The 26,151-nt window shown below is 49.6% G+C and carries 31 protein-coding genes, 4 tRNA genes and 1 pseudogene; 33 read left to right on the top strand and 3 right to left on the bottom strand.

Features of this window, described 5'->3' with window-relative positions:
* Positions 1–427 precede the first annotated feature (427 nt).
* From JNC77_RS15120 to JNC77_RS15065, 12 genes and pseudogenes are all read left to right on the top strand, one after another.
* On the top strand, positions 428–1,540 hold the full coding sequence (locus tag JNC77_RS15120; RefSeq protein WP_374833983.1) for a hypothetical protein: 1,113 nt from the start codon (positions 428–430) through the stop codon (positions 1,538–1,540).
* 3 nt (positions 1,541–1,543) lie between these two features.
* On the top strand, positions 1,544–2,353 hold the full coding sequence (locus tag JNC77_RS15115; protein ID WP_374833981.1) for a ParB/RepB/Spo0J family partition protein: 810 nt from the start codon (positions 1,544–1,546) through the stop codon (positions 2,351–2,353).
* A gap of 207 nt (positions 2,354–2,560) precedes the next feature.
* Positions 2,561–2,764, top strand: coding sequence for a hypothetical protein (locus JNC77_RS15110; RefSeq protein ID WP_374833979.1), 204 nt, complete (start codon positions 2,561–2,563; stop codon positions 2,762–2,764).
* Positions 2,761–3,009, top strand: coding sequence for a hypothetical protein (locus tag JNC77_RS15105; RefSeq protein WP_374833977.1), 249 nt, complete (start codon positions 2,761–2,763; stop codon positions 3,007–3,009). The genes JNC77_RS15110 and JNC77_RS15105 overlap by 4 nt, the downstream gene beginning before the upstream one ends.
* Positions 3,010–3,022: 13 nt before the next feature.
* The gene (locus JNC77_RS15100; protein WP_374833975.1) at positions 3,023–4,087 is read left to right on the top strand and encodes a hypothetical protein; all 1,065 of its coding nucleotides are present in this window, start codon (positions 3,023–3,025) and stop codon (positions 4,085–4,087) included.
* Positions 4,088–4,384: 297 nt separating this feature from the next.
* Positions 4,385–4,648 (top strand): hypothetical protein, encoded by a 264-nt coding sequence (locus JNC77_RS15095; RefSeq protein WP_374833973.1) that lies wholly within the window; start codon positions 4,385–4,387, stop codon positions 4,646–4,648.
* 202 nt (positions 4,649–4,850) lie between these two features.
* On the top strand, positions 4,851–5,705 hold the full coding sequence (locus JNC77_RS15090) for a prohibitin family protein (RefSeq protein WP_374833971.1): 855 nt from the start codon (positions 4,851–4,853) through the stop codon (positions 5,703–5,705).
* 25 nt (positions 5,706–5,730) lie between these two features.
* Positions 5,731–6,546 (top strand): annotated as a pseudogene (locus JNC77_RS15085) (ATP-binding protein).
* Positions 6,546–6,878: a hypothetical protein gene (locus JNC77_RS15080; protein WP_374833969.1), complete on the top strand. Its 333-nt coding sequence runs from the start codon at positions 6,546–6,548 to the stop codon at positions 6,876–6,878. Before JNC77_RS15085 ends, JNC77_RS15080 begins: the two are co-directional and overlap by 1 nt.
* A 46-nt stretch (positions 6,879–6,924) precedes the next feature.
* On the top strand, positions 6,925–7,467 hold the full coding sequence (locus JNC77_RS15075) for a DUF669 domain-containing protein (RefSeq protein ID WP_374833967.1): 543 nt from the start codon (positions 6,925–6,927) through the stop codon (positions 7,465–7,467).
* Between the two features lie 59 nt (positions 7,468–7,526).
* Positions 7,527–8,303 carry a Gabija anti-defense Gad2 family protein gene (locus tag JNC77_RS15070; protein ID WP_374833965.1) on the top strand — a complete coding sequence of 259 codons (777 nt, stop codon included), beginning with the start codon at positions 7,527–7,529 and terminating at the stop codon, positions 8,301–8,303.
* A gap of 88 nt (positions 8,304–8,391) precedes the next feature.
* Positions 8,392–9,333 (top strand): oxidoreductase, encoded by a 942-nt coding sequence (locus JNC77_RS15065; RefSeq protein WP_374833963.1) that lies wholly within the window; start codon positions 8,392–8,394, stop codon positions 9,331–9,333.
* On the opposite strand, the gene JNC77_RS15060 is transcribed toward JNC77_RS15065, so the two are convergent.
* The gene (locus JNC77_RS15060) at positions 9,328–9,939 is read right to left on the bottom strand and encodes a hypothetical protein (RefSeq protein WP_374833961.1); all 612 of its coding nucleotides are present in this window, start codon (positions 9,937–9,939) and stop codon (positions 9,328–9,330) included. The genes JNC77_RS15065 and JNC77_RS15060 overlap by 6 nt on opposite strands.
* A gap of 52 nt (positions 9,940–9,991) precedes the next feature.
* On the opposite strand from JNC77_RS15060, the gene JNC77_RS15055 reads away from it, so the two are divergent.
* The 11 genes from JNC77_RS15055 to JNC77_RS15005 all read left to right on the top strand — a co-directional run bounded on the left by JNC77_RS15055 (position 9,992) and on the right by JNC77_RS15005 (position 18,476).
* Positions 9,992–10,189 carry a hypothetical protein gene (locus tag JNC77_RS15055; protein WP_374833959.1) on the top strand — a complete coding sequence of 66 codons (198 nt, stop codon included), beginning with the start codon at positions 9,992–9,994 and terminating at the stop codon, positions 10,187–10,189.
* Positions 10,186–10,695, top strand: coding sequence for a sigma-70 family RNA polymerase sigma factor (locus JNC77_RS15050; RefSeq protein WP_374833957.1), 510 nt, complete (start codon positions 10,186–10,188; stop codon positions 10,693–10,695). Before JNC77_RS15055 ends, JNC77_RS15050 begins: the two co-directional genes overlap by 4 nt.
* Positions 10,696–10,698: 3 nt before the next feature.
* Positions 10,699–13,491: a Hint domain-containing homing endonuclease gene (locus JNC77_RS15045; RefSeq protein ID WP_374833955.1), complete on the top strand. Its 2,793-nt coding sequence runs from the start codon at positions 10,699–10,701 to the stop codon at positions 13,489–13,491.
* A gap of 179 nt (positions 13,492–13,670) precedes the next feature.
* Complete coding sequence (locus JNC77_RS15040; RefSeq protein ID WP_374833953.1) at positions 13,671–14,408, top strand: hypothetical protein; 738 nt, start codon at positions 13,671–13,673, stop codon at positions 14,406–14,408.
* Between the two features lie 32 nt (positions 14,409–14,440).
* Positions 14,441–14,629 (top strand): hypothetical protein, encoded by a 189-nt coding sequence (locus JNC77_RS15035; RefSeq protein ID WP_374833951.1) that lies wholly within the window; start codon positions 14,441–14,443, stop codon positions 14,627–14,629.
* Positions 14,626–14,883: a hypothetical protein gene (locus JNC77_RS15030; protein ID WP_374833949.1), complete on the top strand. Its 258-nt coding sequence runs from the start codon at positions 14,626–14,628 to the stop codon at positions 14,881–14,883. The genes JNC77_RS15035 and JNC77_RS15030 overlap by 4 nt, the downstream gene beginning before the upstream one ends.
* 25 nt (positions 14,884–14,908) lie before the next feature.
* Positions 14,909–15,142 carry a hypothetical protein gene (locus JNC77_RS15025; protein ID WP_374833947.1) on the top strand — a complete coding sequence of 78 codons (234 nt, stop codon included), beginning with the start codon at positions 14,909–14,911 and terminating at the stop codon, positions 15,140–15,142.
* Between the two features lie 103 nt (positions 15,143–15,245).
* Positions 15,246–15,830 carry an MT-A70 family methyltransferase gene (locus tag JNC77_RS15020; RefSeq protein ID WP_374833945.1) on the top strand — a complete coding sequence of 195 codons (585 nt, stop codon included), beginning with the start codon at positions 15,246–15,248 and terminating at the stop codon, positions 15,828–15,830.
* Positions 15,827–17,140 carry a DUF4942 domain-containing protein gene (locus tag JNC77_RS15015; RefSeq protein ID WP_374833943.1) on the top strand — a complete coding sequence of 438 codons (1,314 nt, stop codon included), beginning with the start codon at positions 15,827–15,829 and terminating at the stop codon, positions 17,138–17,140. The genes JNC77_RS15020 and JNC77_RS15015 overlap by 4 nt, the downstream gene beginning before the upstream one ends.
* Positions 17,137–17,460, top strand: a complete 324-nt coding sequence (locus JNC77_RS15010; RefSeq protein WP_374833941.1) for a DUF6511 domain-containing protein — start codon at positions 17,137–17,139, stop codon at positions 17,458–17,460. The genes JNC77_RS15015 and JNC77_RS15010 overlap by 4 nt, the downstream gene beginning before the upstream one ends.
* On the top strand, positions 17,457–18,476 hold the full coding sequence (locus tag JNC77_RS15005; RefSeq protein WP_374833939.1) for a DNA cytosine methyltransferase: 1,020 nt from the start codon (positions 17,457–17,459) through the stop codon (positions 18,474–18,476). The genes JNC77_RS15010 and JNC77_RS15005 overlap by 4 nt, the downstream gene beginning before the upstream one ends.
* 45 nt (positions 18,477–18,521) lie before the next feature.
* On the opposite strand, the gene JNC77_RS15000 is transcribed toward JNC77_RS15005, so the two are convergent.
* On the bottom strand, positions 18,522–18,995 hold the full coding sequence (locus JNC77_RS15000; protein ID WP_374833937.1) for an EF-hand domain-containing protein: 474 nt from the start codon (positions 18,993–18,995) through the stop codon (positions 18,522–18,524).
* 205 nt (positions 18,996–19,200) lie between these two features.
* On the opposite strand from JNC77_RS15000, the gene JNC77_RS14995 reads away from it, so the two are divergent.
* Both JNC77_RS14995 and JNC77_RS14990 read left to right on the top strand, forming a co-directional pair.
* Entirely contained in the window at positions 19,201–21,318 is a 2,118-nt protein-coding gene (locus JNC77_RS14995) for a bifunctional DNA primase/polymerase (RefSeq protein WP_374834021.1), read from the top strand.
* Between the two features lie 121 nt (positions 21,319–21,439).
* Entirely contained in the window at positions 21,440–22,540 is a 1,101-nt protein-coding gene (locus JNC77_RS14990) for a PAS domain-containing HWE histidine kinase family protein (RefSeq protein ID WP_374833935.1), read from the top strand.
* A gap of 31 nt (positions 22,541–22,571) precedes the next feature.
* Here JNC77_RS14990 and JNC77_RS14985 read toward each other — a convergent pair whose 3' ends face one another.
* Positions 22,572–22,829, bottom strand: a complete 258-nt coding sequence (locus JNC77_RS14985) for a hypothetical protein (protein ID WP_374833933.1) — start codon at positions 22,827–22,829, stop codon at positions 22,572–22,574.
* A 468-nt stretch (positions 22,830–23,297) separates the two neighbouring features.
* Between JNC77_RS14985 and JNC77_RS14980 the strand changes: the two genes are divergently transcribed.
* The 8 genes from JNC77_RS14980 to JNC77_RS14945 all read left to right on the top strand — a co-directional run bounded on the left by JNC77_RS14980 (position 23,298) and on the right by JNC77_RS14945 (position 26,110).
* Positions 23,298–23,816, top strand: a complete 519-nt coding sequence (locus tag JNC77_RS14980) for a VRR-NUC domain-containing protein (protein WP_374833931.1) — start codon at positions 23,298–23,300, stop codon at positions 23,814–23,816.
* 198 nt (positions 23,817–24,014) lie between these two features.
* Positions 24,015–24,788, top strand: coding sequence for a hypothetical protein (locus JNC77_RS14975; RefSeq protein ID WP_374833929.1), 774 nt, complete (start codon positions 24,015–24,017; stop codon positions 24,786–24,788).
* Positions 24,789–25,012: 224 nt separating this feature from the next.
* Positions 25,013–25,085: transfer RNA gene (locus tag JNC77_RS14970), tRNA-Ala, on the top strand.
* 5 nt (positions 25,086–25,090) lie between these two features.
* A tRNA-Gly gene (locus tag JNC77_RS14965) sits at positions 25,091–25,162 on the top strand.
* A gap of 4 nt (positions 25,163–25,166) precedes the next feature.
* Positions 25,167–25,242, top strand: a tRNA-Pro gene (locus JNC77_RS14960).
* A 4-nt stretch (positions 25,243–25,246) separates the two neighbouring features.
* Positions 25,247–25,321, top strand: a tRNA-Met gene (locus tag JNC77_RS14955).
* A 69-nt stretch (positions 25,322–25,390) separates the two neighbouring features.
* Positions 25,391–25,594 (top strand): hypothetical protein, encoded by a 204-nt coding sequence (locus JNC77_RS14950; RefSeq protein ID WP_374833927.1) that lies wholly within the window; start codon positions 25,391–25,393, stop codon positions 25,592–25,594.
* 222 nt (positions 25,595–25,816) lie between these two features.
* Positions 25,817–26,110, top strand: a complete 294-nt coding sequence (locus JNC77_RS14945; protein WP_374833925.1) for an HNH endonuclease signature motif containing protein — start codon at positions 25,817–25,819, stop codon at positions 26,108–26,110.
* Positions 26,111–26,151 lie beyond the last annotated feature (41 nt).

Genomic DNA, 26,151 nt, shown 5'->3' with positions numbered 1-26,151 from the left:
TTCAGCATCGAGACCAAATTTCACCGCATCAGAAAAAACGCCGCCTTAAAATCAATAGGGACGCTGCCGGTCGGAAATGGCCGGTGGCGCTATACCTGTGATTAGTGATGGGTGTCGCTGGCAGGTGGGTTTTAGAAGTTAAAGCTTAGTTGTTTGGGTCGTGAGCGCATATGGGCGCAGACTGTTTCTAATCGTCCCAGTCTAAACCGGATATATGATCTTACAAAAACGACTTTCTTTTTAATAGCTTCCATACCGAGCCTTTCTCTAGTTGGGAGGACATAATGCCTCTTTTGATACAGCCAAAGGGCTGAAGAGTGTCGGCATAAGTCCACACCAGCTGAGAAAACCCGCCAGCGACATCTTTTACTAATCACATGAAAATTCATCCGTCAAATGCGCAAGTATTAATATAGAGGAGACTAAAATGCAGATTGTACAAGCAAGAGGCAGGGAAATTCCTGTTATTACTAAGAAGCGTACCGTCCCTGTCAATACAGCTAGACGCGCTGCTGAAGAGTTATTTAAGCGTAAGCCAAGTGCAATGGAGCGACAGGCGGCTATTCGTAAAGGTTTAGCCATTAAGATTGTGCTGGATCCAAAAGATGAAACTGAGCACGAAAAAGTATTCCGTCTTGTTCGAGAGCAGAAGTTTGAAGAAGCTGCTCGTATCGCTGCCCGCCTTATCAATGCGGGCAAAGAGACTGGATTCTATATCTTTGAAGGCACTCATGAGTTTACGAAATCTGTAAACTGGCATCAAGACTGGGTAGCTGATAAAGAAGTGCGCGCTAATGTTCATTATATTACCCCCGCACGCGCCCAAGTGCTGTTAATGAATAATCCGAACAACAGAAACGTCAAGGCCGCGAATCTCGCAAGCATTATGCGTGATATCGTAGGTGGGCGGTTTAAGCTTAATGGCGAAACCTTGATAATAGCCGATGATGGAACCGTGAATGATGGTCAACATCGTTGCTTTTCTGTGCTGCTTACTAACACACAAATTGAATCGTTGGTTGCTTCCGGTGTTACAAAGCAATCCATGCGCACCGTGAATATCGGTATGAAGCGCGAGGCAAAAGACAGGCTCGCTATTGCGGGAGTGAGTAATTATGTTGTTTTGTCGGCTATGGCGGCATTGGTGTTTGAGCTGACATTTGGGAGAAAACCAACTCCGTCTGAATCAGAGGATTATTATTTTGACCATGCTGAGGCTTTTCAAGCGGCACTGAGTTGCTGTGGCGCCGGATTTAAAGGCATCGGTCAGGCTGCGATGGGTGCGGCAGCTTTCTATCTATTGCGAACAGGCTATGCTGGCGAGCACATCAAGGCTTTCTTTGCAGCGGTTCGTACTGGCGAAATGTTAACCAAACGAGATGCGAGAATGGTTTTACGTCGTGCCATTTTTGATGCTGATAAAAAAGTAAAGTTGTCACGCGATAAATGGGTTTCAGCATTTGTGGCTCATTTCGAAAAGCATCAACAGAGAAAATCTTTATCAGACATTACTTTTGATATCACGTTGGACTGGAGCTAAAAAATGAACCGCAGGCCGTTTGATATTGAGGACATTTACATCGGCTCCCGCAATCGACAGCCCGATATGAAAAAGGTTCTAGAAATTGCGAATAGTATAGCCGAAATTGGCCTTATGAACGCGCCTGCGGTTTGCATTAGAAACAATGTCACCATGCCTGATGGTGAGTTAGTAGACCGCGCTCCTATCCTTATCTATGGTCGTCATCGTCTTCTTGCAATGCAAGCATTGGGACACGCAGTCGTTGAATGCGTCGTTTATGATGTTGACGACCTTCATGCCGAGCTTATGGAAATTGATGAGAACCTGGCTCGGTCTGAACTATCGCCAGCCGAAGAGGCGGCGCATATACGCCGCAGGCAGGAGATTTGGGAAGACATCCATGGGTCGGCGAAAGCCATTGGCGCGCGTGCCGCGAACGCCTCTATGGGGAGGGGGACAGACGCAAACGAAAAATCTGCGTTTGCGTCTGAGACTGCACAAGCGAGTGGAAGATCACTTAGGTCCATTCAAGTGTCCGCCAAGCGGGGGCGTGACCTCGGCCCCGACATCAACCGGATCATCAACACCAGTCTCGACAAAGGCGTCGAGATGGATGCGCTCATTAGTCTACCTGAAGAAGATCGCGAAAGCATTATCTGTCGAGCCGAGGCGGGAGAAAAAGTCAGCGCGCGCCCACAAAACAAGCCAGCTGGAAAAACCATTGATGACGAGGAGCAGGCTTTTTGGAGGTACTGGGCATCAATAAGCATAGAAGCTAAACGCCGGATACTGCCGCAACTTGGCGATATATCTACTAAATTTGCAGGCTAACGTCTGCAAACTAAACCACCAGTCAGCGGAAAACCGTTTCCGGGGTCACCACAACATTACATCATGACTGGTGGTCGTACATCCAAGGGGAGGAGATACAACGTATCAAACCCTTGGGTTCCTTCACGGGCACAACCCCGCGCAAGCGAACATATGGCTGCGAGACAGCCGTATGTCAATTACCACAACACAATTGAGGAGATAATGATGGCTAGACATAGTGCTAGAGCCAAACACCACCCTTTTGCCACTTCTTTGACCCGAACCGGTCAGCGCAATATGGCAAATCGCAAGCCTTACCGAACAGCCGAACAGCAAGCCGAGGCCAAGCGCAACGCGGTGTTGCTTGATGGCCGGTATGTATCCAGCGCGCCTGTTTCTTACAGCAAGCAGAAGCGGAAAGCCGCATGAGCTTCGATCCATCCGTCTTTTATGACGAGGGTGACGAAGTCCGCCACAGACTGACAGGCTGGAAAGGCATTGTCGTCGGAGAGCGTAATTACGGCGCTTATTATGCGGTTGTTTTTCTAATTGATGGCGCTCCAGCACGAGCTGAAATCGAGCCAGCGTTGCTCAGGCCTGATACGCCACAAGGTGACGGCGATAACGTCATTGAATTTCCAGTCGGCGGAATGCCGAAAGCCACGGTACACTAAGAGGAGATGCGTGATGGGTAAATTTAAACAGGGTGACAGAGTTAAGGCGTTAGTTGATGGCATTGATTACAAGATTGGCGATGAATTTGTCCTGACGGATGATGGCGAGGGCGGATACGTCTACTTTGACGATAATGCGGGTGATGATCGTATGCGCCCACAGGAAGAATTCGAACTCCTGCCTGTTGCGGAAGCAACCGGCACGGCGACCATAGAAGAAGTGTCTGACAATAACCCACCCTTTAAAGTTGGTGATCGGGTGCGCGCACTCATCAGTAGTGGCTTAGGTTTTATAAAACAAGGCAGTATCCACACTGTTACTGAGGTAACAGGCGATGACATAAAATTCCGAAAAGAAGATGGTACTTTGGATCGGTGGGCAGCTGATTGCTTTGAACTGGCTCCCGCCACCCTCACTATCGAAGCCGGAAAATACTACCGCACCCGCGATGGGCGTAAGGTTGGGCCGATGGAAAATGTCGGTCTGTATTGGGACGCTCCTGACGTTGATGATTCATGTTATGAAAATGGCCGTCAATGGCAATGTGAAGATACAGTCCACGACCTCATCGCTGAATGGGTAGATGAGCCAACGGAAGTCGTACAAGACACAAATGACAATACACCACCGGTTGCTGAGTGGCGGGATGCAGAAACGCGCCGTTTCAAAGTTGGCGACAAAGTTCGGGCGCTTGTTGATTATTGTTGGGTTAAAGAAGGTACAGAATATATCGTGAATTTTATTGATTGTGACGGCGATGTTTGGCTGAAGAATGTTGATGGTAAAGATGCGTATATGACTGATAGTGAACTCGAACTCATCACGCCAGTCGAGGAAACGCAACGTCTGACTTCTGCCGATGGGCACACAGTCTTTAAGTTCGACAAGGGCACGTTAACTATGAGCACATCGGAGTTTGATGCGCCTACGGTTCCAACCGTAACCAAGGGGCGGCTTGTTAAAACGCCGCGCGGCTACGGCTACGAGCTGGCACGTTACGACAAATGGTCTTGGGTTGATACGGGCAACAATCAGCCAACAATCGTGTCCACCGACAAACTTTTAGCCGCCGCCTAAATCCACAGCACCACAATAACACAAACAACCCGCTGCTCACGCGGCGGGGAAGGAGAGGTTATGTCTTTTTATAAGGGTAGACCACATGAAGAGTGAATGGACAAAAGCGCCCAATGGCTCTGTTCGGCCAACGTCCGTAAGGGCGGGCGCTAAATGGCCTCTATGGCGCAGCTCTTTTACTGAAATGCTGGCTGAGTTTGGCGAGTATGCACTAGCAGCTATCATCATTATGGCCTTTATTTCTTGGCTCGCGTTCATGCCGTCAATCGGTTTTCTCTGGCTGGTAGGGTGGTTGTGATGGCTAGTCCCCAATTTACACCAACCGTCATCCTGCTGCGCGAAACATGGTGGCGCTCATTGGTTAAGGACGCAGGTTCTTTCGCCATGGTCGCTGGCCTTGCAGGTGTTGGCGTGCTGCTCGATAGCACAGCTTTGCAATGGATTGGCGCAATCATGGGCTTTCTTTGGGTAATGGCTCGCGGAAGTGAGGCCATGCGTAAGGCCAGATGCACCATCCCAGAAGCCCGCACAAAACTGGATGAGTTGGAGGCAGGGCAATGACCGCCTTCCTCACCCGCGCCGGTCTTTCAGCTGCTGACCTCGCGGCTATCGGCTCAATCATCCTGCTGGCTGTGCTTGTATTGGTGCATTGGTAATGCAGTTTCTAGCACTCACCGGAGGTGTGGTCGTATGCGTTCTTATTGCTTACGGCCTATCGCAAATCGTCAAAAACTTCACCACAACCAAATCTGAGGAGAAATAAATGAAGGGCATTATTGGCCTCGTAGCGGGCGTATTCGCGCTTATTTTCGGTATCACAATCGTTTTTGGCTCATGGTACACCATCGACCAAGGCGAGCGCGGTGTAATTCTACGCAACGGTGCCTTGGTGGGCACAGCGCAACCGGGACTCGGATTTAAAACACCTTGGATTGAGGACGTTGTGAAAATCACCGTTCAATCCCGTGCGCAGATTTACAAAGATGTGCCAGCCTATTCCAAAGACCAGCAATCTGCTGTGATTGCGCTGTCCGTCAATTACCGGATTCCATCAGATCAAGTTACGGATGTTTATAGTCTTTATGGTGGTGAGGACGGCTTGCTATCCCGACTGGTAGACCGCCGCGTCTATGAAGACCTTAAGACTGTCTTTGGCCGCTTCACCGCAGTTGCCGCGATCCAAGAGCGCTCACGCCTTAATGCCGAAATAGCTGAGGCCGTACAAAATTCAGTCAAAGGGCCGGTTATTATCGACGGCATTCAGATTGAGAATATCGACTTCTCGGATGCTTATGAGGCCAGCATTGAACAGCGCATGTTAGCCGAGGTCGAAGTGCAAAAACTTCGCCAAAACGCAGAGCGTGAGAAGGTACAGGCTGAAATCACTGTGACGCAGACAAAAGCAAATGCTGATGCAGTCCGCGCCAAAGCTGAAGCCGATGCAGAAGCAATCCGAATTACAGGCGACGCAGAGGCCGCATCTATTAAGGCTCGCGGAGAGGCGCTGCGCGATAATCCCGGCCTCGTAGCTCTAACACAAGCTGAAAAGTGGAACGGCATCCTACCAACAACAATGCTGCCGTCCGGTTCCGTGCCTATGCTCCAGCTTAACCACTAACCACCACACACACTGAGGAGATATAATGTCTGTTTTTGAACGACTAAAGTCCAGCAAACGAAGAACTCCGCCGGCTATTGCGGTTTATGGTACGCCTGGCGTTGGTAAAACTAGCCTTGCCGCCGAATTTCCAGACCCGATTTATCTTTATGTTGAAGGCGAAGAAACGCCCGATGATATTGATTTGCCGTCAGATGAAATTAAATCATTTGGAGGGCTACTAGATACATTTGGCGAACTGATCTCAGAGGACCATGGTTTTAAAACCGTAATTATCGACAGTGTGGATAAGGTTGAGCCTCTAATTTGGGATGCTACATGCGCCCGCAATGGGTGAGATAGCATCGACAGCAACGATAAAGGCTCGCCAACTTCGTTCGGCAAGGGCTATCTTGCTGCTGACGTCGAATGGCGCGAATACCATGAGGCGATTGGAGCATTAACCAATGCCGGCCTGTATGTTGTCCAAATCCTTCACAGCGAGGCAAAGTCATTCAATGATCCTCTCGTAGATTCTTATGACCGCTATCGCCCTAAATTGCAAAAGCGGGCCTTGGATCTAGTAATCGAGAATTGTAAGGCGCTTTTGTTCATTAATCGACGCACATCGGTTAAGCAGGTTAAGGCATCTTTTGGAGGCGATAAAACTAATAAACCGGAAGGAATGTCAGGCTCTGAACGAGTAATTTACACAGATGAACGAGCTGGCTTCCTAGCAAAAAACCGACTTAATGGCGCACCTGCAAGCATCCCTTACCGAAAGGGTTCTGGTTTCACTGAATTGTCAAAATATTTTGATGTCGCCAACGACAACAATGTGCAGCAGCGGGAGGCGGCGTGATGGAAGATGTAGCCATGTACCCAATGACCGCTAGTCTAAAAATTCACATCACCGATGGCGAACAGGTAGGGAGCGTTACCTATGGTGGCGGACACGGAAAACTTTACACTGAATCGGACATGCTGAAAGTGTTGGAGGAGGTAAAAGCCTGCCTCCCGGATGGCTTCCGCCTCATGAATCGCGCGGAAAGCACGATGTTCTATCTACGTGAGGAGAAGGGATATCGTGGGCCGAATATGGTCATACCTAAATCTGGAAAGTGGCATGACCCTGAGGCCGATGTTGAATGGTCAGATACCGCCAATGAACCAGAAGAGGAAGACGAATATTAATTCCTCTACCGTCCCTAACCACCACAACCACTAAAGGAGTTACACAATGGCACAATTAGGCCAGAGATTTAACGCGCAAGACCACGATACCACACAATCGGACTATTCCGAGCTGCCAAACGGCGATTACGAGCTGGAAATTGAGGCCAGCGATATTAATGTCGGCGCGAACGGCACCGGCTTAAAAACGACTATGAATGTCGTTCGACCAGAGGAATACAAAGGTCGTAAGCTTTTCAACTATTATAATCTTGAGCACAAAAACGCACAGGCGCAAGAGATCGGCCAGCGTCAGTTTGCCAGCCTTTGTCGCGCCATTGGCGTGAGTGGCGTTGATGACAGTGAAGAACTGCACTTCAAGCTGTTCACTGTGAAGGTCGGCATCGGCAAGCCTTCTAAGGATGGTCAGTACCCAGCACGAGCTGAAATCAAGAAATATTACTTCCCTGACGAGGGCAATGTTCCAACGCCAGCTGTTGATGCAAACCAGCCTCGCGTTGCGACCAATGATAACCGCCCAGCTGCGGCGAACGATAACCGCCCTGCACAAGCCGCGACAGGGACAACTGGCCGTCGCCCTTGGAAATAATTAGGCCAACAGCGCGGGTCTAACAGCCCGCGACCACCACCACAAACTAGGAGATAGATATGGGTTATCAGGCAGAAGCCAGAAAAATCACTTCATTAGGTTCATTTACCGGCGCATTCGCGGCTGGTGGCGCTGTGACAAGCGTTTTTACTAATACAGAAATCAATGACGTTGACGTTTATTTTAAAACAAAAGAAGATTTTGAGCGTGCCGTTGAAGGCGCTTACGAGGATGGCCTTTGGTGCGTGTCCACTTCAAAGCGCGCAGTAACATTTGCTGATGCAAACAACATCATACAGTTCATGTATTTTGATTTCTTCCCGACGGCGCAGGATATTTTCAAAGCGTTCGACTACACTGTTGTGATGGGTGCATTTGATTACGACTCCGGTGAGTTCGTATTGCACGACGACTTCCTTAAGCATAACGCGCAGCGTTTTCTGCGGTTCAATGCGGGAACACGCTACCCGCTCGCCTCTGCTACTCGGGTGCTCAAATATCAGGGGCGCGGCTACACAATCGGCAAGGGTGATATTCTGAAAATTGCACTGGCTTGCCGTGGCGTAAAAATTGACAACTGGGAAGAGCTAAAAGACCAGATTGGCGGCGCTTACGGCGAAAAGGTTTTGCTGGGAAGCGAAGGGCAGGAGTTCAGCCTGAGTGCAGCAATCGACGCATTGACGGTTTCCGATGATGGCACCGACCTGTGGGTGGCAAATGATAATGAAAGCCAGCCGGGTAATTCTAAGGACTTACTGGCAAAACTCGCAGAAATGCACGGCGAGCCATTTGATGACAACCGCTTTGATGAAGATGGCTATCTAGTCGCCGCTTAACCACCACCAACCCTGCTGCATGGTTTACCACAGCCATGCAGCTACTTTGAGGAGATACTATGAAGTATATGTCGTTCTTGGTGGCCTAATGGCTCCGCTCCCAAAACCGCAAGCCTCAACGGTAAGCGCTATCTATGCGGCTTATGAGGCGAATAACAACCCGCGAGACGGACGGTCAATTTCCGTCTCGACACTGGCAGAGGAGTGCGAGCGCAAGTTGTTCTACGACTTCCGTTGGGTGACGCCGCATGAAGCCATTCAAGGTCGCACTCTGCGCATCTTTGAAACGGGCGTGATTGAGGAAGACCGTTGGATTGAAAATCTACGCATGATTGGCTGTGAGGTCGTTTCACACGAACCAGACGGCAAACAGATAATGGTAGAGGCATGCAACGGGCATGTGCGGGGTTATCTGGACTCTGAAATTCTTGGCCTGCCGGAGGCGCCAAAAACTTGGCATGTGGGAGAAATCAAATCGCACAACCTCAAAAGCTTTACGGCGCTCAAAAAGGACGGGGTGCAAAAGTCAAAGCCGCTCCATTACGGGCAACTCCAAACATATATGTATCGGCGTAATCGGGAGCGTGGAATCTATCTCGCGGTCTGCAAAGATAATGACGAGCTTTATATCGAGCGTATGCCGTTGGACCTGCCTTATGTCTTACGCCTCATGGCACGAGCAGAACGGATTATCGCAGCGAACGAACCGCCGGCGCGATTGCATGAAGACCCAAACAGTAAAATGGCCTTCGCATGCGGCTGGTGCAAACACAAAGGCCATTGCCACGAAGGTGCATGGCCGCGGTCAAACTGCCGGACATGCCTTTATAGCTCACCGGAGGATGGCGGTTCGTGGTCATGTGCCAGATGGTCAAAGCCACTTAGCAATGATGAGCAACAGGCAGGTTGCCCAGCTCATTTGCATCTACCGACCTTAATCCATGGCGAACAGGTAGATTCAGACGAGGAGGCAGAAACGATTACTTATAAGATGAAGGATGGGAGTGTTTGGGTGGATGGGGGTTCATGACCAGTATTGGGAGAGGCGGTCGTAATTTGCATCATGGTTTTTTCTCAACCCTGCGAGCCAATCGGTAAAATATTCGTATTCTTTTTGGAGAGTGCTGAGATCAACTCCATCCGTCCATTTACGCTCTAATCTTTGTAGTTTCAAATTGACCGTTTTTACATGTCCTGCAAAATTAGGAGTGATGGCAGTTTCGATAGTTAGAATCGTAGCCTCATTAAATCCCGGAATGTTCAGAAGACTATCAAACAGGGAGGTTTCTTTGACAATGTCATCCCAAGATTTACCATCGAAAAAATCAAGAAATTCTTTCACAAGTGTAAGCGCATCCAGCTCCTTCTGAAACGACCTCCTAATTTGAGCCACATGCTGCCGACGATTAGCATCAAGCTGCTGCTTTGCGACCAACACGGCAATCAAAACAGGAATGCCAGCAAGTAGCGAGCCGTAGTCTTTCACAAAAGCAGTGAAGATAACGACAACCGATTTGCCATGCTCATCAAGCGCAACAAGACCAGCAAAGGTCATACAAATGACTGTAATGTAAAGGATAGCCGCGCCCCAAAGAAACAACCACGAAATATCTTCTTCTTGTTCTTTATCTTTCACGACCAACCCCCACCACAAAAAGCACACCACCATTACTCAGGAGATACCACACATGCAAGCAGCCAATGATAATCACGAACAGCGCTATGCCACTTTTACTAATCGCCTCGGCCAATTCATGCGCGGCGAAAGAACTATTCCCGCCTCAATGAGTGATGAGGAGTGGCGGCTATCCAAAAGCAACGCTGAAATGCGCTCTGCACGCCGTGGGCTTTGCCGCGTCCTTAAGCCAATGATGGTGTCGGTATGATGCCGACCACAGCCGCAAACGACAACTCACCAGCAAACGACAATGTCAGACCCACGGCATTCGATGCAGCACTTTTGAAATATCAACCTGGGCTTGGTCGTCTCGCCAATAGGCTCATGCCGGATGATGCTGAAAGCTTGGTGCAAGATACCAACCTTTTTGCGGTGGAGCGTCATACTAATTTCCGTGGCGACCCAAGTCAGCCCAAGAGTGGTTTCTGGATGTGGTTGCAGTGGAACATGCGGTCAATTGCATACGCCAAGCGCCATAAGAAAACCGGCGCTACGTCACTCAAGTTAGATGGCGTTACGCGGCCTAATCAACTTGATTATACCGAGCTATCACAATCACTTGCACTGCTTTCTGGAAAAGGTGGTTTAATTATAAAACGCCGTGCGATGGGCGATACACTGCAAGAAATTGGCCGCGACATTGGCGTGACCCGTGAGCGTGTCCGCCAGATCGAAAATGCAGCGCGAGCGAAGTTATTAAAACAGGTAGGGTGAGACGTGCAGGCGAGATATTACCAAGACGAAGCTGAAAACGCTGTCTTTGATTACTGGCAGGAAGAAGCGGGCAATCCATTGGTTGACCTCGCGACCGGATGTCATGCGGCTGGAACAAAGATTCTTATGTATGACGGGACAACAAAATCAGTTGAGCTAGTTGCAGTGAATGACAACATTATGGGGCCGGACAGCAATCCTCGGCGCGTATTGAGAACGGTGTCTGGCCGAGAGATGATGTATCGTATCACACCTAAGAAAGGCGACCCATTTATTGTAAATGAGGGGCATATCCTTTCATTGAAAACCACCAACGAAGGGAAGAAAGCGCAGAAATATCCTAATTCACATACTGCCGGCGGTGAGATTGAGAATATCACGGTTGCTGATTATTTAGCGAAAACGAAAAGTTGGAAACATCTCCGCAAACTTTGGCGCGTTGGCGTTGATTTTAACTATGCCGCGAATGATAACTTGCCAGTTCCAGCTTATATTGTTGGCGCTTTACTTGGTGATGGTAGTCTGACGAATAATGTTGGCATTACTAACATGGATCATCAGGTTCTGGATGAAGTATGCGACTATGCGGAGTCAGTTGGGGTTAATGCTAGAGTCACACAGAAGGCTGGCAACAAGGCTTGGCAGGTATTCTTTCCCGATGACTTAGCTAATCGTAGTACACGAAACAGGTTGGTCGCGCAGTTAGAGCTTGCCGGAGTATGGGGCATGGGTTGCGCTGAGAAGGGTATCCCGCATGTCTATAAAACAGGAAGCCGCAACACGCGAATGAATGTGCTTGCAGGGTTACTTGATACCGATGGCCATTTGTCCGGTGGCAATAATTTTGATTTTATTTCAAAATCAGAAGTCTTGTCTCGTGATGTTGCATTTGTTGCAAGAAGCCTTGGTCTCGCTGCTTATGTGAACCCTTGCATGAAGTTCTGTCAGACTGGTGGAGGCGGGGAATATTGGCGTGTTAATATTTCTGGCGACACCAATATTATCCCTAACCGTGTTGATCGTCAGAAAGCCAGTCCACGACGCCAAATCAAGAGTCCGCTCGTGACAGGATTTAGCATCGAGCCTATTGGTGAGGGCGATTATTACGGTTTTGCGCTTGATGGCGACCACCTGTACCTGACCGAAGATTTTACTGTGCATCATAACACCGGAAAATCGTACGTTATGGCTAACCTTATCAAGCGTCTGGCCGTCAACTGGCCTGACATGCGGATTATGGTGGCTACACACGTCGCGGAATTAATCGAACAGAACTATCTTGAACTGCTTGGTGTTTGGCCTTTTGCGCCTGCCGGTATCTATTCAGCAGGGCTTGGCCGCCGCGACGCTCACAGTCAGATTATCTTCGCCGGCATCCAAACCGTTCACAACAAGGTTGAACGCATCGGGCATATTGACGTTCTCATGGTGGATGAGTGCCACCTTATTCCAGTCAACAGCAACACGATGTACCGCAAGTTTATCGATGCGCTGAAGGATGTTAACCCTGACCTTAAGGTTCTTGGCCTGACAGCCACACCATATCGATTGGATAGTGGACGCATTGATGAAGGTGATGACCGCCTTTTCGACCGAGTTGTTTATACGTATGGCGTGGGCGATGGAATCCGTGACGGATATTTAGCGCCACTTACAAGCAAGCCTACTGCCACGGAATATGATGTGAAAGGTGTTGGCAAACTTGGCGGTGACTATAAGCAAAACGCATTGGAAGCGGCAATCAACCGGCCAGACCTAAATGATGAGGTTGTGCGCGAGATTGTCGCCAAAGGCGCGGACAGGCGCTCTTGGTTATGCTTTTGTGCTGGCGTTAAAAGTGCAATTGATGTGCGCGATGAGTTTCGTCGTCATGGCATATCCTGTGAGACAGTCACGGGAGACACCCCGAAAGAAGAACGCCGCCGCATCTTGGAGGACTTCAAAAGCTATAAGCTGCGGTGCGTTACAAACAATTCGGTACTGACAACGGGTTTCAATCATAAAGGCGTGGATCTGATTGCCTTTATGCGTCCAACACTTTCCTTGAGCCTGTATTTGCAAATGGCTGGCCGTGGCACCCGTCCTTTGTATGCAGCAAATATGCCGCTGGACACACCGGAGGAGCGCATTGCAGCGATTAAGGCCGGGCCAAAGCCGAACTGTTTGGTTCTGGACTTTGCCAAACTGGTCAATAAGCATGGGCCGGTCGATATGGTGCAGCCGAAAACACCGGGCAAGGGTGATGGAGAGGCGCCTATCAAAATTTGCCCGCAGGAATCCGGTGGATGTGGCGAGAAGGTGCATATCAGCCTGATGAAATGTCCTGCCTGTGATTATGAGTTTCCACCTAATGAGGAGGAAAAGCTAACGCGAACAGCGGCAGACGCACCGATTGTCTCCACCGCCGAAGCCGAATGGCGTGATGTTACCCGAAGGTCATTCGCGTTTCATGAGGGTAAGGGGGATAAGCCGCCAAGTGTAAAGGTCACGTACTTTAGCGGTCTAACTCCTATCAATGAATGGTTGTGTCCGCAGCATAGCGGCTTTGCTCAGTCCAAGGCGCATCGTTGGTGGACGCAACACGGAGGCCAGCGACCATTCCCGAAAACGGTCATGGAATGGCTGGAACGTCAGAACGAACTGAATGACACGGCGGAAATAAGTGTCGTACCAAACGGCAAATATTGGAATGTAACGAGCCATAAGGCTGGTGCTGCGAATAATAACGAACCAGAGCCGGCGAACGATAATGTGCCGGACTGGATGGCAGATCTAGACGATGAAATTCCGTTTTAAGGGATGAAAGAACCGCCTCGCGATAAGATGGGGGCTTTAAGGGCGAGGCGGCTTAGTCGAACAGGACAGAATGGATTTCTGCACTGATTTGAGTATTGCACCCTTCAAATAAAATTAAACTAAAGATTTCTTACAGGAATTAACAGGTGGTCACCACCACCACAAACTAGGAGATACACATGACACATGACCCGTATAACGCGGCGACAATCGGCCACAACAATCCGCCATTAAGCGCCTATGAAACCATCAAGCAGGAAATTGAAGATCTGTTTGACGAGGCAAAGAATTGGGCTGATGGCGAACCTATCACAAGCCAAAACATGGCAGATGCAATCACAACGCTGCATGATAGTTTGCATGAGGCTGGCAAAAGAGCGGACGAAGCCCGCATTGCTGAAAAAGAGCCGCTTGATAAGGCCGTCAAGGAAATCCAGGACCGTTACAATAAGCTGATTGGCAATACTAAAACATCAGGCAAAGGTAAGGTCGTTCTGGGCAAAGAGGCATTGCAGACACTGCTAACACCGTGGCGCACGCGTGTTGCAGCTGAAAAAGAAGCCGCAGCAAAAGCAGCACGGGAAGATGCCGACCGTATTGCAGTGGAAGCGCAAGCCGCAATTCGCGCAAGCGCTGGCAATCTGGAAGAGCGCGAAAAGGCCGAGGAGTTGCTGAAAGAGGCCAAGCAGGTTGACCGATGGGCAAAGCGTGAAGACAGGGCCGCAACAACCGGCACTGGCCTTCGTACAGTCTGGCACGCTGATTTGGTTGATGAAGGAGCGGCGCTAGATTGGGCTTACGGTAAGTGGCCGGAACGTTTCAAAGACGTTGTGCGGCAGATGGCAAATGAAGCTGTGCGTGCCGGTATGCGTAGCGTGCCTGGGTTTCGTGTTTATGATGAGAGGGTGGCTCGGTGATGGGAAAACCAACCGACTGGGCGAACTACAGAATGCTTAACGAGGGCGAAACCATCGAGGAAAGCGACGAATGCCTGACTGATAGCGATCTTGGATGGCAACCAGCTGGTCGCTGTATCGGACAACAAGCACCATGCCCGTATTACACTGCTCATCGTATGTACCGGCGCCCAATTGATGCCACGCAGCAATGCGGCACTGAAAGGGCTGACACACAATGACCCATCCTCAAACACAGCAGGCGGGTTTATCCCGCCATGCCTTCCTCAATGCCTGTCGGATATTAATGAACATAGATAAGCACGAGCTGGAAGAGGCTGGTGTCATGAAGCCTAATCAAGTCGGAGGTAGCGACTGGACGCGGTTCAATAAAGACCCGCTCATGTTTATGGCTAAACTGCCAGATGATCGTATGGATTCGCTTTGGGGATTAATACAGTCTAGGCAGCCTTATCATCTGAGAATGATTCAATGAGGTTATAAAAACGAGAGACTTAGGAATGAAGAAAACTCAAGTTTACAATAAAGAAAGCGGACATTTAGGGCAGTATGAAGAATGGTGGTATCTGATAGAACACGATGACGGAACTCAACAGATAGAGCACCGTTGGCATAATGTTAGAGTCAATGGTCTAAAAGTAGATGAGGGATCAAAAATATACTCATTAGCTGACGGCCTGAAAGAGGCGCCATTTAGTGCTTCGGATCAAATTAGAAATATATTAGGGATTTAATTAGCGTTTTTGCCAACCCGCTATTAATTTTTCGCGGGTTGGCTGTACTTTGCAAAGCGAATAACACCAACGGCCACCACCCGTTACACAAGAGGAGAATTAAATGCAGGAAGCTGCCACCCTTAATCGCGACAATCATTATGGCCTGCCGACCGGCCAATACGGGGCGATTTACGCGGATCCGCCTTGGTCATTTAGAACCTATGCCAATGACAATGTCGCTCCGGCACGAGGCAAGCAGCCCTACAGCGTAATGTCTCTGGATGACATCAAGGCGCTGCCTGTCAGCCAAGTAGCCGCCAAAGACTGTTTGCTGTTCATGTGGACTGTTTCACACCTGCAAGCTGCTGCGTTTGACGTTGCGGCTGCGTGGGGATTCAAGCCTGTTTCACTGGCTTTCGTCTGGGATAAAGGCCGGATGGGTATGGGCTACTGGACACGCCAAGAAACTGAAATCTGCCACTTATTCAAACGCGGACGCCCTAAGCGAAAAAGCAAAGGCGTGCGCCAGCTTATCAAAGCGCCGAGACGCGAGCACTCCCGCAAGCCTGATGAAGTCTATGAGCGCATCGAAGCGCTGGTTGACGGTCCATATCTGGAGCTGTTCGCGCGTCAGGCGTGGCAAGGCTGGGATGCTTGGGGGAATGAGACGGGGAAGTTTGGCAAACAGGAAAGGGCAGCAGCATGAACGAACTATCTCTAGGCCGCCGTCTTTCTGATGTTGTGGCTGAATATGAACATAAGCGCGCAGCTATTTCTGATGAACTTGAGCTGTTTAATAAGGCCGGAACCGCATTGCGCATGTCAGCTGCAATCAAGGGTAAATTCGGCCAAGAAAATATTGATACAGGTCGCGTCAGCTCTCACGTATTAGAACGCCACCTGCTGAAATCTGCTTGGTTCTTTGTTTATGACAAGCTGCAAATTTCATATCTCGCGTCCGCAAAAGATAAGAAGCGATTTGAGCAAAGCATGGCTTCCCCACCTGAATTCACAATGGACAATTTGCGGGCGACCTTTGGGGATTATCTGTTAGACCCGCGAGGCAATATTTTGCGCGGATTGGCAGAGGTTTTTTGCGAATTGGATCCCGCATACAAAAGTCATGACAAAGTTAAAGTCGGCGTTAAAGGCCTGCCGAAGCGCGTCATTCTGGAGAATGTCGGCGGGTACGATTCGTATGGGCGCAACAAGCTCATCAACCTGATGAACGCTCTGGCGACTTATCAAGGAAAGCCACTTGTTGAGCCTGATGACCTGAGCGGCGCTGATAGTCTGCATAGCTACACTAAAGGCCATATTGCGGGACAGGTTGGCATTGATGGTCGTGGCATAGTCGTCAAGAAGTACAAAAACGGAAACGCTCATGTGATGTTTGACGAGTGTGCACTAGCGGACATCAACCGCGCCCTTGCTGAATATTACGGTGATGTTCTGGCCGATACGACGGAAGAAAAGCCAAGTCAGAAGCAACAGAGCACTGCTGTGGCAAAAGACCTGCAATACTACCCAACACCAAAAAAGGTAGTGGAGCGTATTGTGTCCGATTTATACGACATCAAGGGCAGGCGCGTTCTTGAGCCTTCGTGCGGTTGCGGTCGTTTTATGGATGCTCTGCGCGCAGCTGGCGCAACGGTTGTAGGCTTTGAATTTGATGCAGGTCGCGCACAAGACTGCCGAGCCAAAGGCCATAATGTGCTTACCGCAAACTTCCTTGAAACGATGCCAACAGGCGACTTTGATTATGTCGTGATGAACCCGCCTTTCTACGGACGGCATTATGCAAAGCACGTCAAACACGCACTAAAATTTCTGAAACCAGGCGGGAAACTTACAGCCATCCTTCCAATCACAGCGCGTTATGATCACGGGCTGTTAGATGGACGGTGGAGTGATTTACCAGTTGGCTCTTTTCGTGAGAGCGGCACGAACATCAACACAACGGTTTTGACTATTACCGCTCCGGCCAACGACAACCACATACAGGCAGCCGCATGACCGACCAACCATTAACCTGCCATTGCTGCCAGCGTCGTGCTGTCGGCATTGGCGTCGGTGACGCGCGTAACCCTAAATGGCTGTGCCAAGAGTGCGTTGATATCGTTGAGCATATTGCACGCGCTAAACGCCTAGACCCTTACGAATTGAAAGCCCTCGACGGCGGCGTGGATGCCGTCGGGGAGTATCTAGGCCAGATAGTCAAAACCGACCTTGCCGAAATGGATGAACTTGAGGCCCGCATGTTGGTCAAAGCCGCATGGGAAGGTTCGGGAAGGCGGTTGCGGAAGTTGCTTATTGAGGGGGAGGCGCCGTTTTGAAAAACCAGATTGTAACGGCAGCCAACTATAACTTCACGACCAAATGGGCCTACTACAACGAGTTTGACCCCTATGCCGCTCAATGGCTGCGCAACCTGATTGCAGCCGGACACATCGCACCTGGCGAAGTTGATGAAAGGAGCATTGCCGATGTTCATGCAGACGACCTCAAAGGCTTCAAGCAGTGCCATTTCTTCGCCGGTATTGGTGGATGGTCACTTGCAGCTCGATTTGCTGGCTGGCCTGATGAGCGATCATTGTGGACAGGATCCGCACCATGCCAGCCGTTTAGCGTTGCCGGAAAGCAAGAAGCCCAAAACGACGAGCGCCATCTCTGGCCTAAATTCTTCGAGCTTATCCGCGATTGCAAACCAACAACCATTATGGGTGAGCAGGTTAGTGCAGCAATTCGATTTGGATGGCTCGATGGAGTGTCAGCTGACTTGGAAAGTGAAGGCTACACCACAGGGGCGGTTATTATTCCAGCTTGCGCCGTCAACGCGCCGCACCGCCGTGACCGATTGTGGTTTGTGGCCGACGCCCACGACGAGCGAGGGGACGGGCAGCTCACATGCAAAAAACAAGCAGGGCGGAATGTCATTGCGTTCAACAGTGGCGTGGCTTTGGCCTACACCGACCGCAACGGATGCCAAGCGGGGAGTGCTGCCACCACGGCCACACGATACAGGAATACCGCTGACACAGCGAGTGGGCCAGTACGCAGCTATGTGGCCAACACCGACAACCCGAGATCACAAGGACACGGGCGACCTATCGACGAGCATGACACGCAAGGACGGCAAGAGCCGGATGGACACAGTGCCTCGCATAGCTTTTGGCACGGAGCAGAATACATCACCGGCCCAGACGGAAAAGCCCGGCGCATTGAACCCCGCATTCGTTTGTTGGCTCATGGGGTTCCCGCAAGAGTGGGAAAAGTGCGCGCCTACGGAAATGCCATCGTCCCGCAAGTCGCGGCAGAAATAATCAAATCTTATATGGAGTGCAGGCCATGACTTGGCTCCGGCGTTAAACCGGAGCCCGTATTAAGTCGCTAGATATTAATCAGCTTTCTTTTCATCGTGTTTGCCATGACGTTTGCCATCATGGCCACGTTTGAAATGTTTCTTGCCGTCTTTCATCTCGCTGCGGTCAATCTTACCGTCCTTGTTTTTATCTAGTTCGGCAAAGCGAGCTGCACGGTGTTTTTCGATGGCTTCGAGTGAAATCTTACCATCCTTATTAACATCGAGGCGACGCTCCATTTGGTCAGCTGCACGTTTGATCATCATTTTCTGAACGTGAGCTTCCATTTCCGCACGGGATAGCAGGCCATCCTTGTCAGTATCTGCGGCTTTAAGTTCATCCATGTTCATAAAGGTGGCCTCATCAATCGGGCCGCGCTTTTTATGGTGATGGTTGATCGTTTCAACTGCCGTTTTATCATCCGATTTGGCGTCATTGCTCTGAGCAAATGTTGGCGCAGAAAACACAACTGAAGCAATCAGTGCAATGTAAATTGGGGCTGCTTTCATAATTATAATATCTCCATCGCCGTTACTAAAAAACATCAAATGGCGTGTGAGTAATATCTATCCTGAAATATGAACTCATTATGAACAGTACAATTAATCATTTGTAATGTTTGAGTTTTTGTCATTTTCGTCAATAATATTATGAGGTTATGAATTGCCTTTAAATTCACAATTGACAGACCAATACACCGTCGACCAAGACCCAATGCTCGATGTTGCTCTTGGCTATACCGCCCGCCAATGGCCAGTGTTTCCATGCCGTCACCAAGACGAGGAATTTATCGACCCGCAAACCGGCGAGATTGAAATCCTCGCCACTAAAACACCGCTTACGCCGAACGGATTCCGTGGTGCCACCCTCAACGAGCGCATTGTGCGTGAGCTTTGGAAGCGCAACCCATCCGCTATGATAGGTGTGCCGACCGGTGCTCCTATCGGATGCTGGGTGCTGGACATCGACCCGAAACACGGTGGACCAGAAACATTGGCAGCGTTGGAAGCTGCGAACACCAACTTGCCAGCAACACTTACCGCTGAAACTACAAGCGGCGGTCGGCACTATTTCTTTAAGCATCAGGCTGGCGTGCGTAATCGTGGCGCTTTGGGGGCTGGCATTGATGTTCGTGGTGATGGCGGTTATGTCATTGCGGCTGGTAGTATTCCGGCACTTGGGCAGCCTTATAGATGGTTGGTGGATATGGAACCGGTTGAGGCGCCGGAATGGTTGTTGCAGTTGGTCTTGCCGCAGTCATACGACAGCACGACTACATACCAAGCGCCATCAACTGCCGGTAAAATAAGCGACCGCTATGTTGAGCGTGCTGTGCAGGCCGAGCTTGATGATCTTGCCACAGAGCCAATGGGCAATCGCAATAACCGTCTGAATGACGCCGCATTCCGCCTCGGTACTTTTGTTGGCGCTGGTGCTCTTTCGGAATCCGAAGCGCGCGCATTGCTGCAAGACGTGGCGCGAGGCTGGGGCAGGGATTACCAACGCTGTTGCAAAACCATTGACAATGGTTTGCGCGCCGGTAAGTCACATCCGCGTCAAATGCCGGAAGCGGTTAATGACAATACCAAACTGGTTGATATCAACCGGATGCTCGATAATGCGCGGGCTAAGGTTGAACCACAGCACGACAACCATGAAGCCCAAGAAGAGCAGCAACCAGATGAACAGCCCATCCTCGCAGCCACGCCTTTTCAGTGGAAAGACCCGTCCACATTGCCTCGCCGTGAGTTTGCGTTCGGCAAGCATTTCATTCGCAAATACGTGTCTGTAACGGTTGCGCCGGGTGGCTTAGGTAAAACCGCGAATAGTATCGTGGAAGCATTGGCAATGGCATCAGGAAAAGCGCTGAACGGCACAAAGCCTGAAAAGCGGTTGAAAGTCTGGCTGTTCAATGTGGAGGATCCGCGTGACGAGCTTGAACGCCGCATCATGGCTGCTTGCATCCATTTTGGCCTGAAGCCGGAAGACATTGAAGGTCATTTGTTTCTGGATAGTGGCCGTGAGCAGGAACTTGTTGTTGCGATTGATGACAAGAAAGGCGTCAAAATCCAAGAGCCGATTGTCGAAGCTGTGGCTGAAACCATTCTGGCGAACCAAATCGACGTGATGATTGTTGACCCGTTCGTATCAACACATCAGGTCAATGAGAATGACAACGGTGCTATCGACAAGGTTGCTAAGCTTTGGGCGCAAATAGCGGATTACACCAATTGCTCTATCGACATTGTGCATCACTTGCGTAAACAACAGGACGGGCGTGAAGCAACGGTTGAAGATGCGCGCGGTGCCGTTTCCTTGATTGGTGCGGCTCGTTCCGTACGGGTACTCAACCGTATGACTGAGAAGCAGGCAAGTGAGGCAGGCCTTACCAATAATGACCGGTTTGGGCATTTCTCAGTAACTTATGGCAAGTCCAATCTAACGCCTTTGTCGCATCGCTTGGACTGGCGTAAGATTGAATCTGTGCCTTTGGGGAATGGGCAGGGCTTGGCTAAACCGCAAGACCATGCGCCTGTCGTAACGGAATGGGTTTGGCCATCCAGTGAAGATGTTGCAGAGGGGCTGACATCGGACCAGCGCGAGGCAATACGCGGCGTTGTGAATGGTGGCACATATAAGCCGGCGCCGCAGTCCAAAGAGTGGGTAGGCCTTGCCGTGGCTTATGCTCTAGGCATGGACACAGACGATGACGGTCAGAAGAAACGTGTTAATGTGATTACAAAGGCACTATTTGCCGAGGGCTTCTTGGTGAAATCGGAAGAACGTGATCCTGTTCAGCGGCGTATGATGTCGTTTGTAAGTTGTGTGTGATAGTTAAAATAGCGCCCTACGGGGCGCTTTTTTTATTGCTTGTTTAAATTTTATTTTGTGACAAATTCATCCCTCGTAAGGCCTTAAAATTGTTCGCGTAATTCAAAGTTGGGTGCTCCAATTGACAAACGAATTGTATTTTTTACCTGACAGCGGACAATCTGCTGAAGATATCAATGATTTCGATTGGTCATTGACCCCAATAGGTGTTCCTGAAAAATGGCCCATACAGCTTAAAACAGCTGTCCAGCTTATGTTGGCCTCTCGTTTTCCGAAGGCGATTGTTTGGGGTGAGGATTATACAACCCTGTATAATGATGCGTTTAAAGATATCCTTGGTTCTAAACAGAGTTGCATGGGGAAATCATTCCGCGATATTTGGAATGAGGTATGGCCAAGTATCGAGCCGATGATAGTTGATGCATATCAAGGAAAAGCGACGTTTATTGAGGATTATCCATTAATTATCAATCGACATGGATACCCTGAACAGTGTTATTTTACCTTCTGCTATAGTCCAATCATAGATGAAACCGGAAAGGTTTTAGGCATGATTGATACCGTCATTGAGATGACGGCTAAGGTAGAGGCCGTTCAGAACGCAATAGTTGTCAATTCTGAATTGACCCATAGAATTAAAAATACCTTTAGCGTTGTCCAGGCTCTAGCTAATCAGACATTTAGGAAACGCAACGTAGACGAAGCCTTGCCGGTGTTTGTGAAGAGATTGCATGCCTTGTCTAAGGGCAATGATGTCCTTCGTATTGGCAATGCATCAAACGGCAGTATCAGTCAGGTTATTGGCGCTGTACTTGATAACCTTGGCGTCAAGGATAAAGTGGTGTTGCAAGGTCCCGAGATATTCATCGGGCCTAAGGGTGTTATGTCCACTTCGCTTCTAATCAACGAGTTAACCACTAATGCGATGAAATACGGCGCTCTTTCAGTGCCTAACGGAACTGTTTCTATCGTTTGGAATGTCCACACCGTTGATGATTTCAGCACTTTGAAATTGGAGTGGCTTGAGCAGGGTGGCCCAGCAGTTGAGGCACCAAAAACCAAAGGTTTTGGTTCACGCCTTATACGCATGGGGCTTATGGGTATTGGTGCTTCCGATGTGTTTTATAAACGTGAAGGGTTGCACGCGATATTTACAGCGTCTTTCCAGCAGATCCAGCAAGAGGGTAGGCTGTATAGCGCGGGCCGAAGGGCAGCTGAATAGTTGGAGCGGGGTCTAAACCCCGCTTTTTTTATTAAAAATTAGCTCTTTCCAGCAAGGTTTCTGTATCGACTAAACTGAAAAGCAAGCTAAGAATTGCAGCGCCTATAAAAAAATACTTTATTACCAATGATGTTCTATTTGTGCGCCAGTCATCTTCAAGGCGGAGTGCAACTCTTACCTTTTGAGGTATGTTTATGACGACAACGAACCCGACAAAAATAGCTATGCCTGTTCTAGCGCCTCCCAAGACGATATCATAAAGTGCATAAAGATATGGCTCAATAATCATAGTGAAACCCAATTGTCGTGAATGGCAGAAACCCAGATTAAGAATTTATACGACAATCTACGTCTATTGAACTTTTCATTTCCATGTTATTTTTTCTAATAATAATACAACTCACTGTCACACAAAAATACAACCTATGGTAACGCGTAAGTCTTAGTGCGTAAGTCTCAAAAATAGACCTAAAGACTTGCGCAGACGCACATCATTTTACCTGCGTAAGTATACCTATATAGGTACTTACGCAGTGAAGTGCGCAGTGCGTAGTTCTCGCAGTTAGAGAAGTACGCACTTATTGGAAAATTACTTGATTGAAAGATACAACCTGATTGGTTGTAGGCGGGCATGAGGCTGGGCAACTCACAAGCTACCACCAATATTTATTTTCAAGTCACCCTATACAAAGCCCGATATTTTCATACTTACCTATTGTAGCCGTTCACCACCGGCAGAAAACAAGAGGAGAGAAGGATGACAGCAAGAGCCAGATCGGCGCCAATCAAAACCAAACCAAAGACTACAACCCAAACAGTCCGCATCAACGGTGTCAGAACGAAAATCACCACCAAAGCCGGCAAGGTTACAACGTCTCCCTGTTTGCCACTGGAATGGGAATTACAGGCAGCGCAGGTTCGTCGCCTTCGCTCCATGCCAGAATACGGCAAGCAGTTCTTACTGGCTGGAGATATGAATAGCGCCAAGCGCGGACCAAAAGCGCAAGCACAAGCCATTGCAACAGGTATGACAACGGGCGAACCTGATTTACGGATTTATCTTACAGGAGGCCGCCTAGCTTCGATTGAGAACAAAGTGGGGAAAGGCAGACTATCACCAGCGCAGCGTGATAGGCATGCGGCCTTGGCGAAACTAGGACACATCGTTGAGGTTATATCCGCAACCAGTGAACAGGATGCGGCAGACCAAGCCGTTGCGCTTGTCTTGGGTTGGCTCGCTACCAATAACAACCAGCCGACACCACCGGCTAACTGAGGAGAACGAAATGAAGAAGTTTTATGCCGATAATGACAACAATCCAGCTGATGAATGTTATCGATCGTCGTCGCCATATGCCCGTGATTTAGAGCTTAGGGGGTGGCAGGTAGCATCAATACGTAGCCGTGACGTATATGAGTTTTACGCAATTGACGGGGTCTATGTTTCATATCTTTTGAACGAGGAGGCCGCTTAATGGTGAACAAACCAAACAATGTGATTTATCTCGACCGTACGGCTCGTGAAAAACAAGAAAGAAAAGCAATGGAGGCTCAGCGCCGTCGAATTCAAAAGCGTCAATCCATTGGCGACCCGGCTATACCTGCCAATGACAATGAGGATTTCCCGCTACTTGCAGTGTTACGTCGGGATAAGCTTTATCATTACATCGAAGTCGTAATGGAATATCGACGCTTAGTGGCGATTTCAGAGGCCGAAGCGCTCAAAGGTCAGGATTATGGTTATGATGCTGGTTTCTATGCAGCACAAGAAAGCCGGCGCATGAAAGGTATTGAGGAGGTAGATAAAGCTGCTGCTGAAGGCTGGAAGGAAAACATAGTTGCTGGCGGCGATATCGAATACACAGGCAAGATCAGGAAAAGTCGTGGAGCCTACAGCCTCCCAGCTACACAGAAACAGCGCATAAGCGTTGATGCTTACTTCGAAGGTGAAAATGGTGGATCGAAAGTGTCAGCGACAGGTAGAACAGCAAGCCTTCATTTCAAAATGACTGATGAGTTACTGATTGAACGGATTGATACCGCGCCACTACTGGCTCACTTGCGTGCAGCACTAGGGCCATTGCTTGAACCTTTTGAGGATGCGGTGCTGGGAGGCCAGACGTTTGCTGACATTGGAGCAAAGGAAGGATTTAAAAGCAGGTCGGCCTCTGAGGCAGGGAAGGCATTAGTTTTTCGTGGGTTGTCCGCAGTTTCCGGCGCTGTATATGACAGTGATATGGTCGCATAAGGCATCTGCTCAACGATTTCCCCTCAGTGCCCCTATAACGGGGAAGGCTAATTACTAAGGCTCGCCGAAGCGAGCCTTTTCTATTTCTATGCGGTTACAAGAGCCGCTCCTGCCAGCCATGCTGGTGGGGTTACTATCCGCCCGTAGCGCGTCTTTCTCCTCCGCGATGCTGGCGTTTGTGCGGCAGTCTCCCAGAAATGGTTGAGGCTGCCGCTGAAGTTTTTGGGGTGCGCTCAGGGTAAGCGCGCGATCCTTGCAAGATTGTTGAGGTGGGTTCAAGTCCCACGCACTCCACCAAATACGCGGGCGTCATCATGGCGATGTAGCAGGCTTCCAATCTGTCAAGGCTGGTTCAATTCCGGTCGCCCGCTCCAATTACAGGAAATAGCTCAATCGGTAGAGTTCTCGCCTTGGACGCGAGAGGTTGCAGGTTCAAGCCCTGCTTTCCTGACCATTTCAGTGGAGTAGAGCAGCAGCAGCTCGCCAGCCTCATAAGCTGGAGGTCACGGGTGTAAGTCCCGTCTCCGCAACCAAATCAACAAAACCCGCAACGCCTCTGACGCATGCGCACCCAAGCGGGTTAGTATTCTGAGGAGAACATAATGACAGAGCATTTCGATGCTTATGCTGTAGCCAAAGCATTCAACGAATGGATGCGTCGCTATACAGAAAGCCCAGAGCAATTTGAGCGTGAGTGGGAAACCGTTGGCGAATACCTCAAACAGCAAGACGATGGCGTTGAGCCAGACTATGGTAAGTCATGCGCCGCTTATCTTTTGAAGTTGATTGATGTAGCTGTGACATGAAGTTTCGATTCCATCGTGGCAGCTTGGCGGATTCAATGGCAACGGTTGTTGATGTAGCGGATCGACCAGCGCTTGAACGTCTTGTAAGGACTTGGTTGGAGAAGTTATCGCCGTTCTCCTTGGATGGCATTGTGCGCGTGACCGCTTACGGATTTGATGCTCGTATTAACTGGGACACACATATCGTTACGGTCGATGGCTTCGGTCCAGTAGGCTTTACTGATGGCTCCTGCGACTAGACCTTGGCAACGCCTCTACAAACTAGCCCGCTGGCAACGATTGCGTGAACGCATTCTGACCCATTCCCCACTTTGCCTGTATTGCCAAAGAGCAGGTGAAGTCGAGCTTGCCACTGTTGTGGATCATGTAACGCCTCACAAGGGTGATGAGACATTGTTCTGGGATGAAGCTAACCTGCAACCATTATGCAAGAAATGCCATGACAGTGACAAGCAGCGTGAAGAACGAGGCCAGACGGTCATTCGTTTCGGGGTCGATGGATGGCCTCTAGGGTAGGGCTAGCCCCAAAGTCTAAAGCTTTTCATTTTCACGGACCG

It is taken from the genome of Paenochrobactrum pullorum (genome assembly GCF_041929845.1).
GTDB classification, from domain to species: Bacteria; Pseudomonadota; Alphaproteobacteria; order Rhizobiales; family Rhizobiaceae; genus Paenochrobactrum; species Paenochrobactrum pullorum.
Note: the sequence above shows the minus strand (reverse complement) of the source record. Positions and strands in the feature narration are given on the sequence as shown.

Excerpts from the sequence above, each read along its gene's own strand:
- JNC77_RS15120 (WP_374833983.1), top strand. The coding sequence starts at position 428 with ATGCAGATTGTACAAGCAAGAGGCAGGGAAATTCCTGTTATTACTAAG.
- JNC77_RS15115 (WP_374833981.1), top strand. The coding sequence starts at position 1,544 with ATGAACCGCAGGCCGTTTGATATTGAGGACATTTACATCGGCTCCCGC.
- JNC77_RS15110 (WP_374833979.1), top strand. The coding sequence starts at position 2,561 with ATGGCTAGACATAGTGCTAGAGCCAAACACCACCCTTTTGCCACTTCT.
- JNC77_RS15105 (WP_374833977.1), top strand. The coding sequence starts at position 2,761 with ATGAGCTTCGATCCATCCGTCTTTTATGACGAGGGTGACGAAGTCCGC.
- JNC77_RS15100 (WP_374833975.1), top strand. The coding sequence starts at position 3,023 with ATGGGTAAATTTAAACAGGGTGACAGAGTTAAGGCGTTAGTTGATGGC.
- JNC77_RS15095 (WP_374833973.1), top strand. The coding sequence starts at position 4,385 with ATGGCTAGTCCCCAATTTACACCAACCGTCATCCTGCTGCGCGAAACA.
- JNC77_RS15090 (WP_374833971.1), top strand. The coding sequence starts at position 4,851 with ATGAAGGGCATTATTGGCCTCGTAGCGGGCGTATTCGCGCTTATTTTC.
- JNC77_RS15080 (WP_374833969.1), top strand. The coding sequence starts at position 6,546 with ATGGAAGATGTAGCCATGTACCCAATGACCGCTAGTCTAAAAATTCAC.
- JNC77_RS15075 (WP_374833967.1), top strand. The coding sequence starts at position 6,925 with ATGGCACAATTAGGCCAGAGATTTAACGCGCAAGACCACGATACCACA.
- JNC77_RS15070 (WP_374833965.1), top strand. The coding sequence starts at position 7,527 with ATGGGTTATCAGGCAGAAGCCAGAAAAATCACTTCATTAGGTTCATTT.
- JNC77_RS15065 (WP_374833963.1), top strand. The coding sequence starts at position 8,392 with ATGGCTCCGCTCCCAAAACCGCAAGCCTCAACGGTAAGCGCTATCTAT.
- JNC77_RS15055 (WP_374833959.1), top strand. The coding sequence starts at position 9,992 with ATGCAAGCAGCCAATGATAATCACGAACAGCGCTATGCCACTTTTACT.
- JNC77_RS15050 (WP_374833957.1), top strand. The coding sequence starts at position 10,186 with ATGATGCCGACCACAGCCGCAAACGACAACTCACCAGCAAACGACAAT.
- JNC77_RS15040 (WP_374833953.1), top strand. The coding sequence starts at position 13,671 with ATGACACATGACCCGTATAACGCGGCGACAATCGGCCACAACAATCCG.
- JNC77_RS15035 (WP_374833951.1), top strand. The coding sequence starts at position 14,441 with ATGCTTAACGAGGGCGAAACCATCGAGGAAAGCGACGAATGCCTGACT.
- JNC77_RS15030 (WP_374833949.1), top strand. The coding sequence starts at position 14,626 with ATGACCCATCCTCAAACACAGCAGGCGGGTTTATCCCGCCATGCCTTC.
- JNC77_RS15025 (WP_374833947.1), top strand. The coding sequence starts at position 14,909 with ATGAAGAAAACTCAAGTTTACAATAAAGAAAGCGGACATTTAGGGCAG.
- JNC77_RS15020 (WP_374833945.1), top strand. The coding sequence starts at position 15,246 with ATGCAGGAAGCTGCCACCCTTAATCGCGACAATCATTATGGCCTGCCG.
- JNC77_RS15015 (WP_374833943.1), top strand. The coding sequence starts at position 15,827 with ATGAACGAACTATCTCTAGGCCGCCGTCTTTCTGATGTTGTGGCTGAA.
- JNC77_RS15010 (WP_374833941.1), top strand. The coding sequence starts at position 17,137 with ATGACCGACCAACCATTAACCTGCCATTGCTGCCAGCGTCGTGCTGTC.
- JNC77_RS15000 (WP_374833937.1), bottom strand. The coding sequence starts at position 18,995 with ATGAAAGCAGCCCCAATTTACATTGCACTGATTGCTTCAGTTGTGTTT.
- JNC77_RS14995 (WP_374834021.1), top strand. The coding sequence starts at position 19,201 with ATGCTCGATGTTGCTCTTGGCTATACCGCCCGCCAATGGCCAGTGTTT.
- JNC77_RS14985 (WP_374833933.1), bottom strand. The coding sequence starts at position 22,829 with ATGATTATTGAGCCATATCTTTATGCACTTTATGATATCGTCTTGGGA.
- JNC77_RS14980 (WP_374833931.1), top strand. The coding sequence starts at position 23,298 with ATGACAGCAAGAGCCAGATCGGCGCCAATCAAAACCAAACCAAAGACT.
- JNC77_RS14975 (WP_374833929.1), top strand. The coding sequence starts at position 24,015 with ATGGTGAACAAACCAAACAATGTGATTTATCTCGACCGTACGGCTCGT.
- JNC77_RS14950 (WP_374833927.1), top strand. The coding sequence starts at position 25,391 with ATGACAGAGCATTTCGATGCTTATGCTGTAGCCAAAGCATTCAACGAA.
- JNC77_RS14945 (WP_374833925.1), top strand. The coding sequence starts at position 25,817 with ATGGCTCCTGCGACTAGACCTTGGCAACGCCTCTACAAACTAGCCCGC.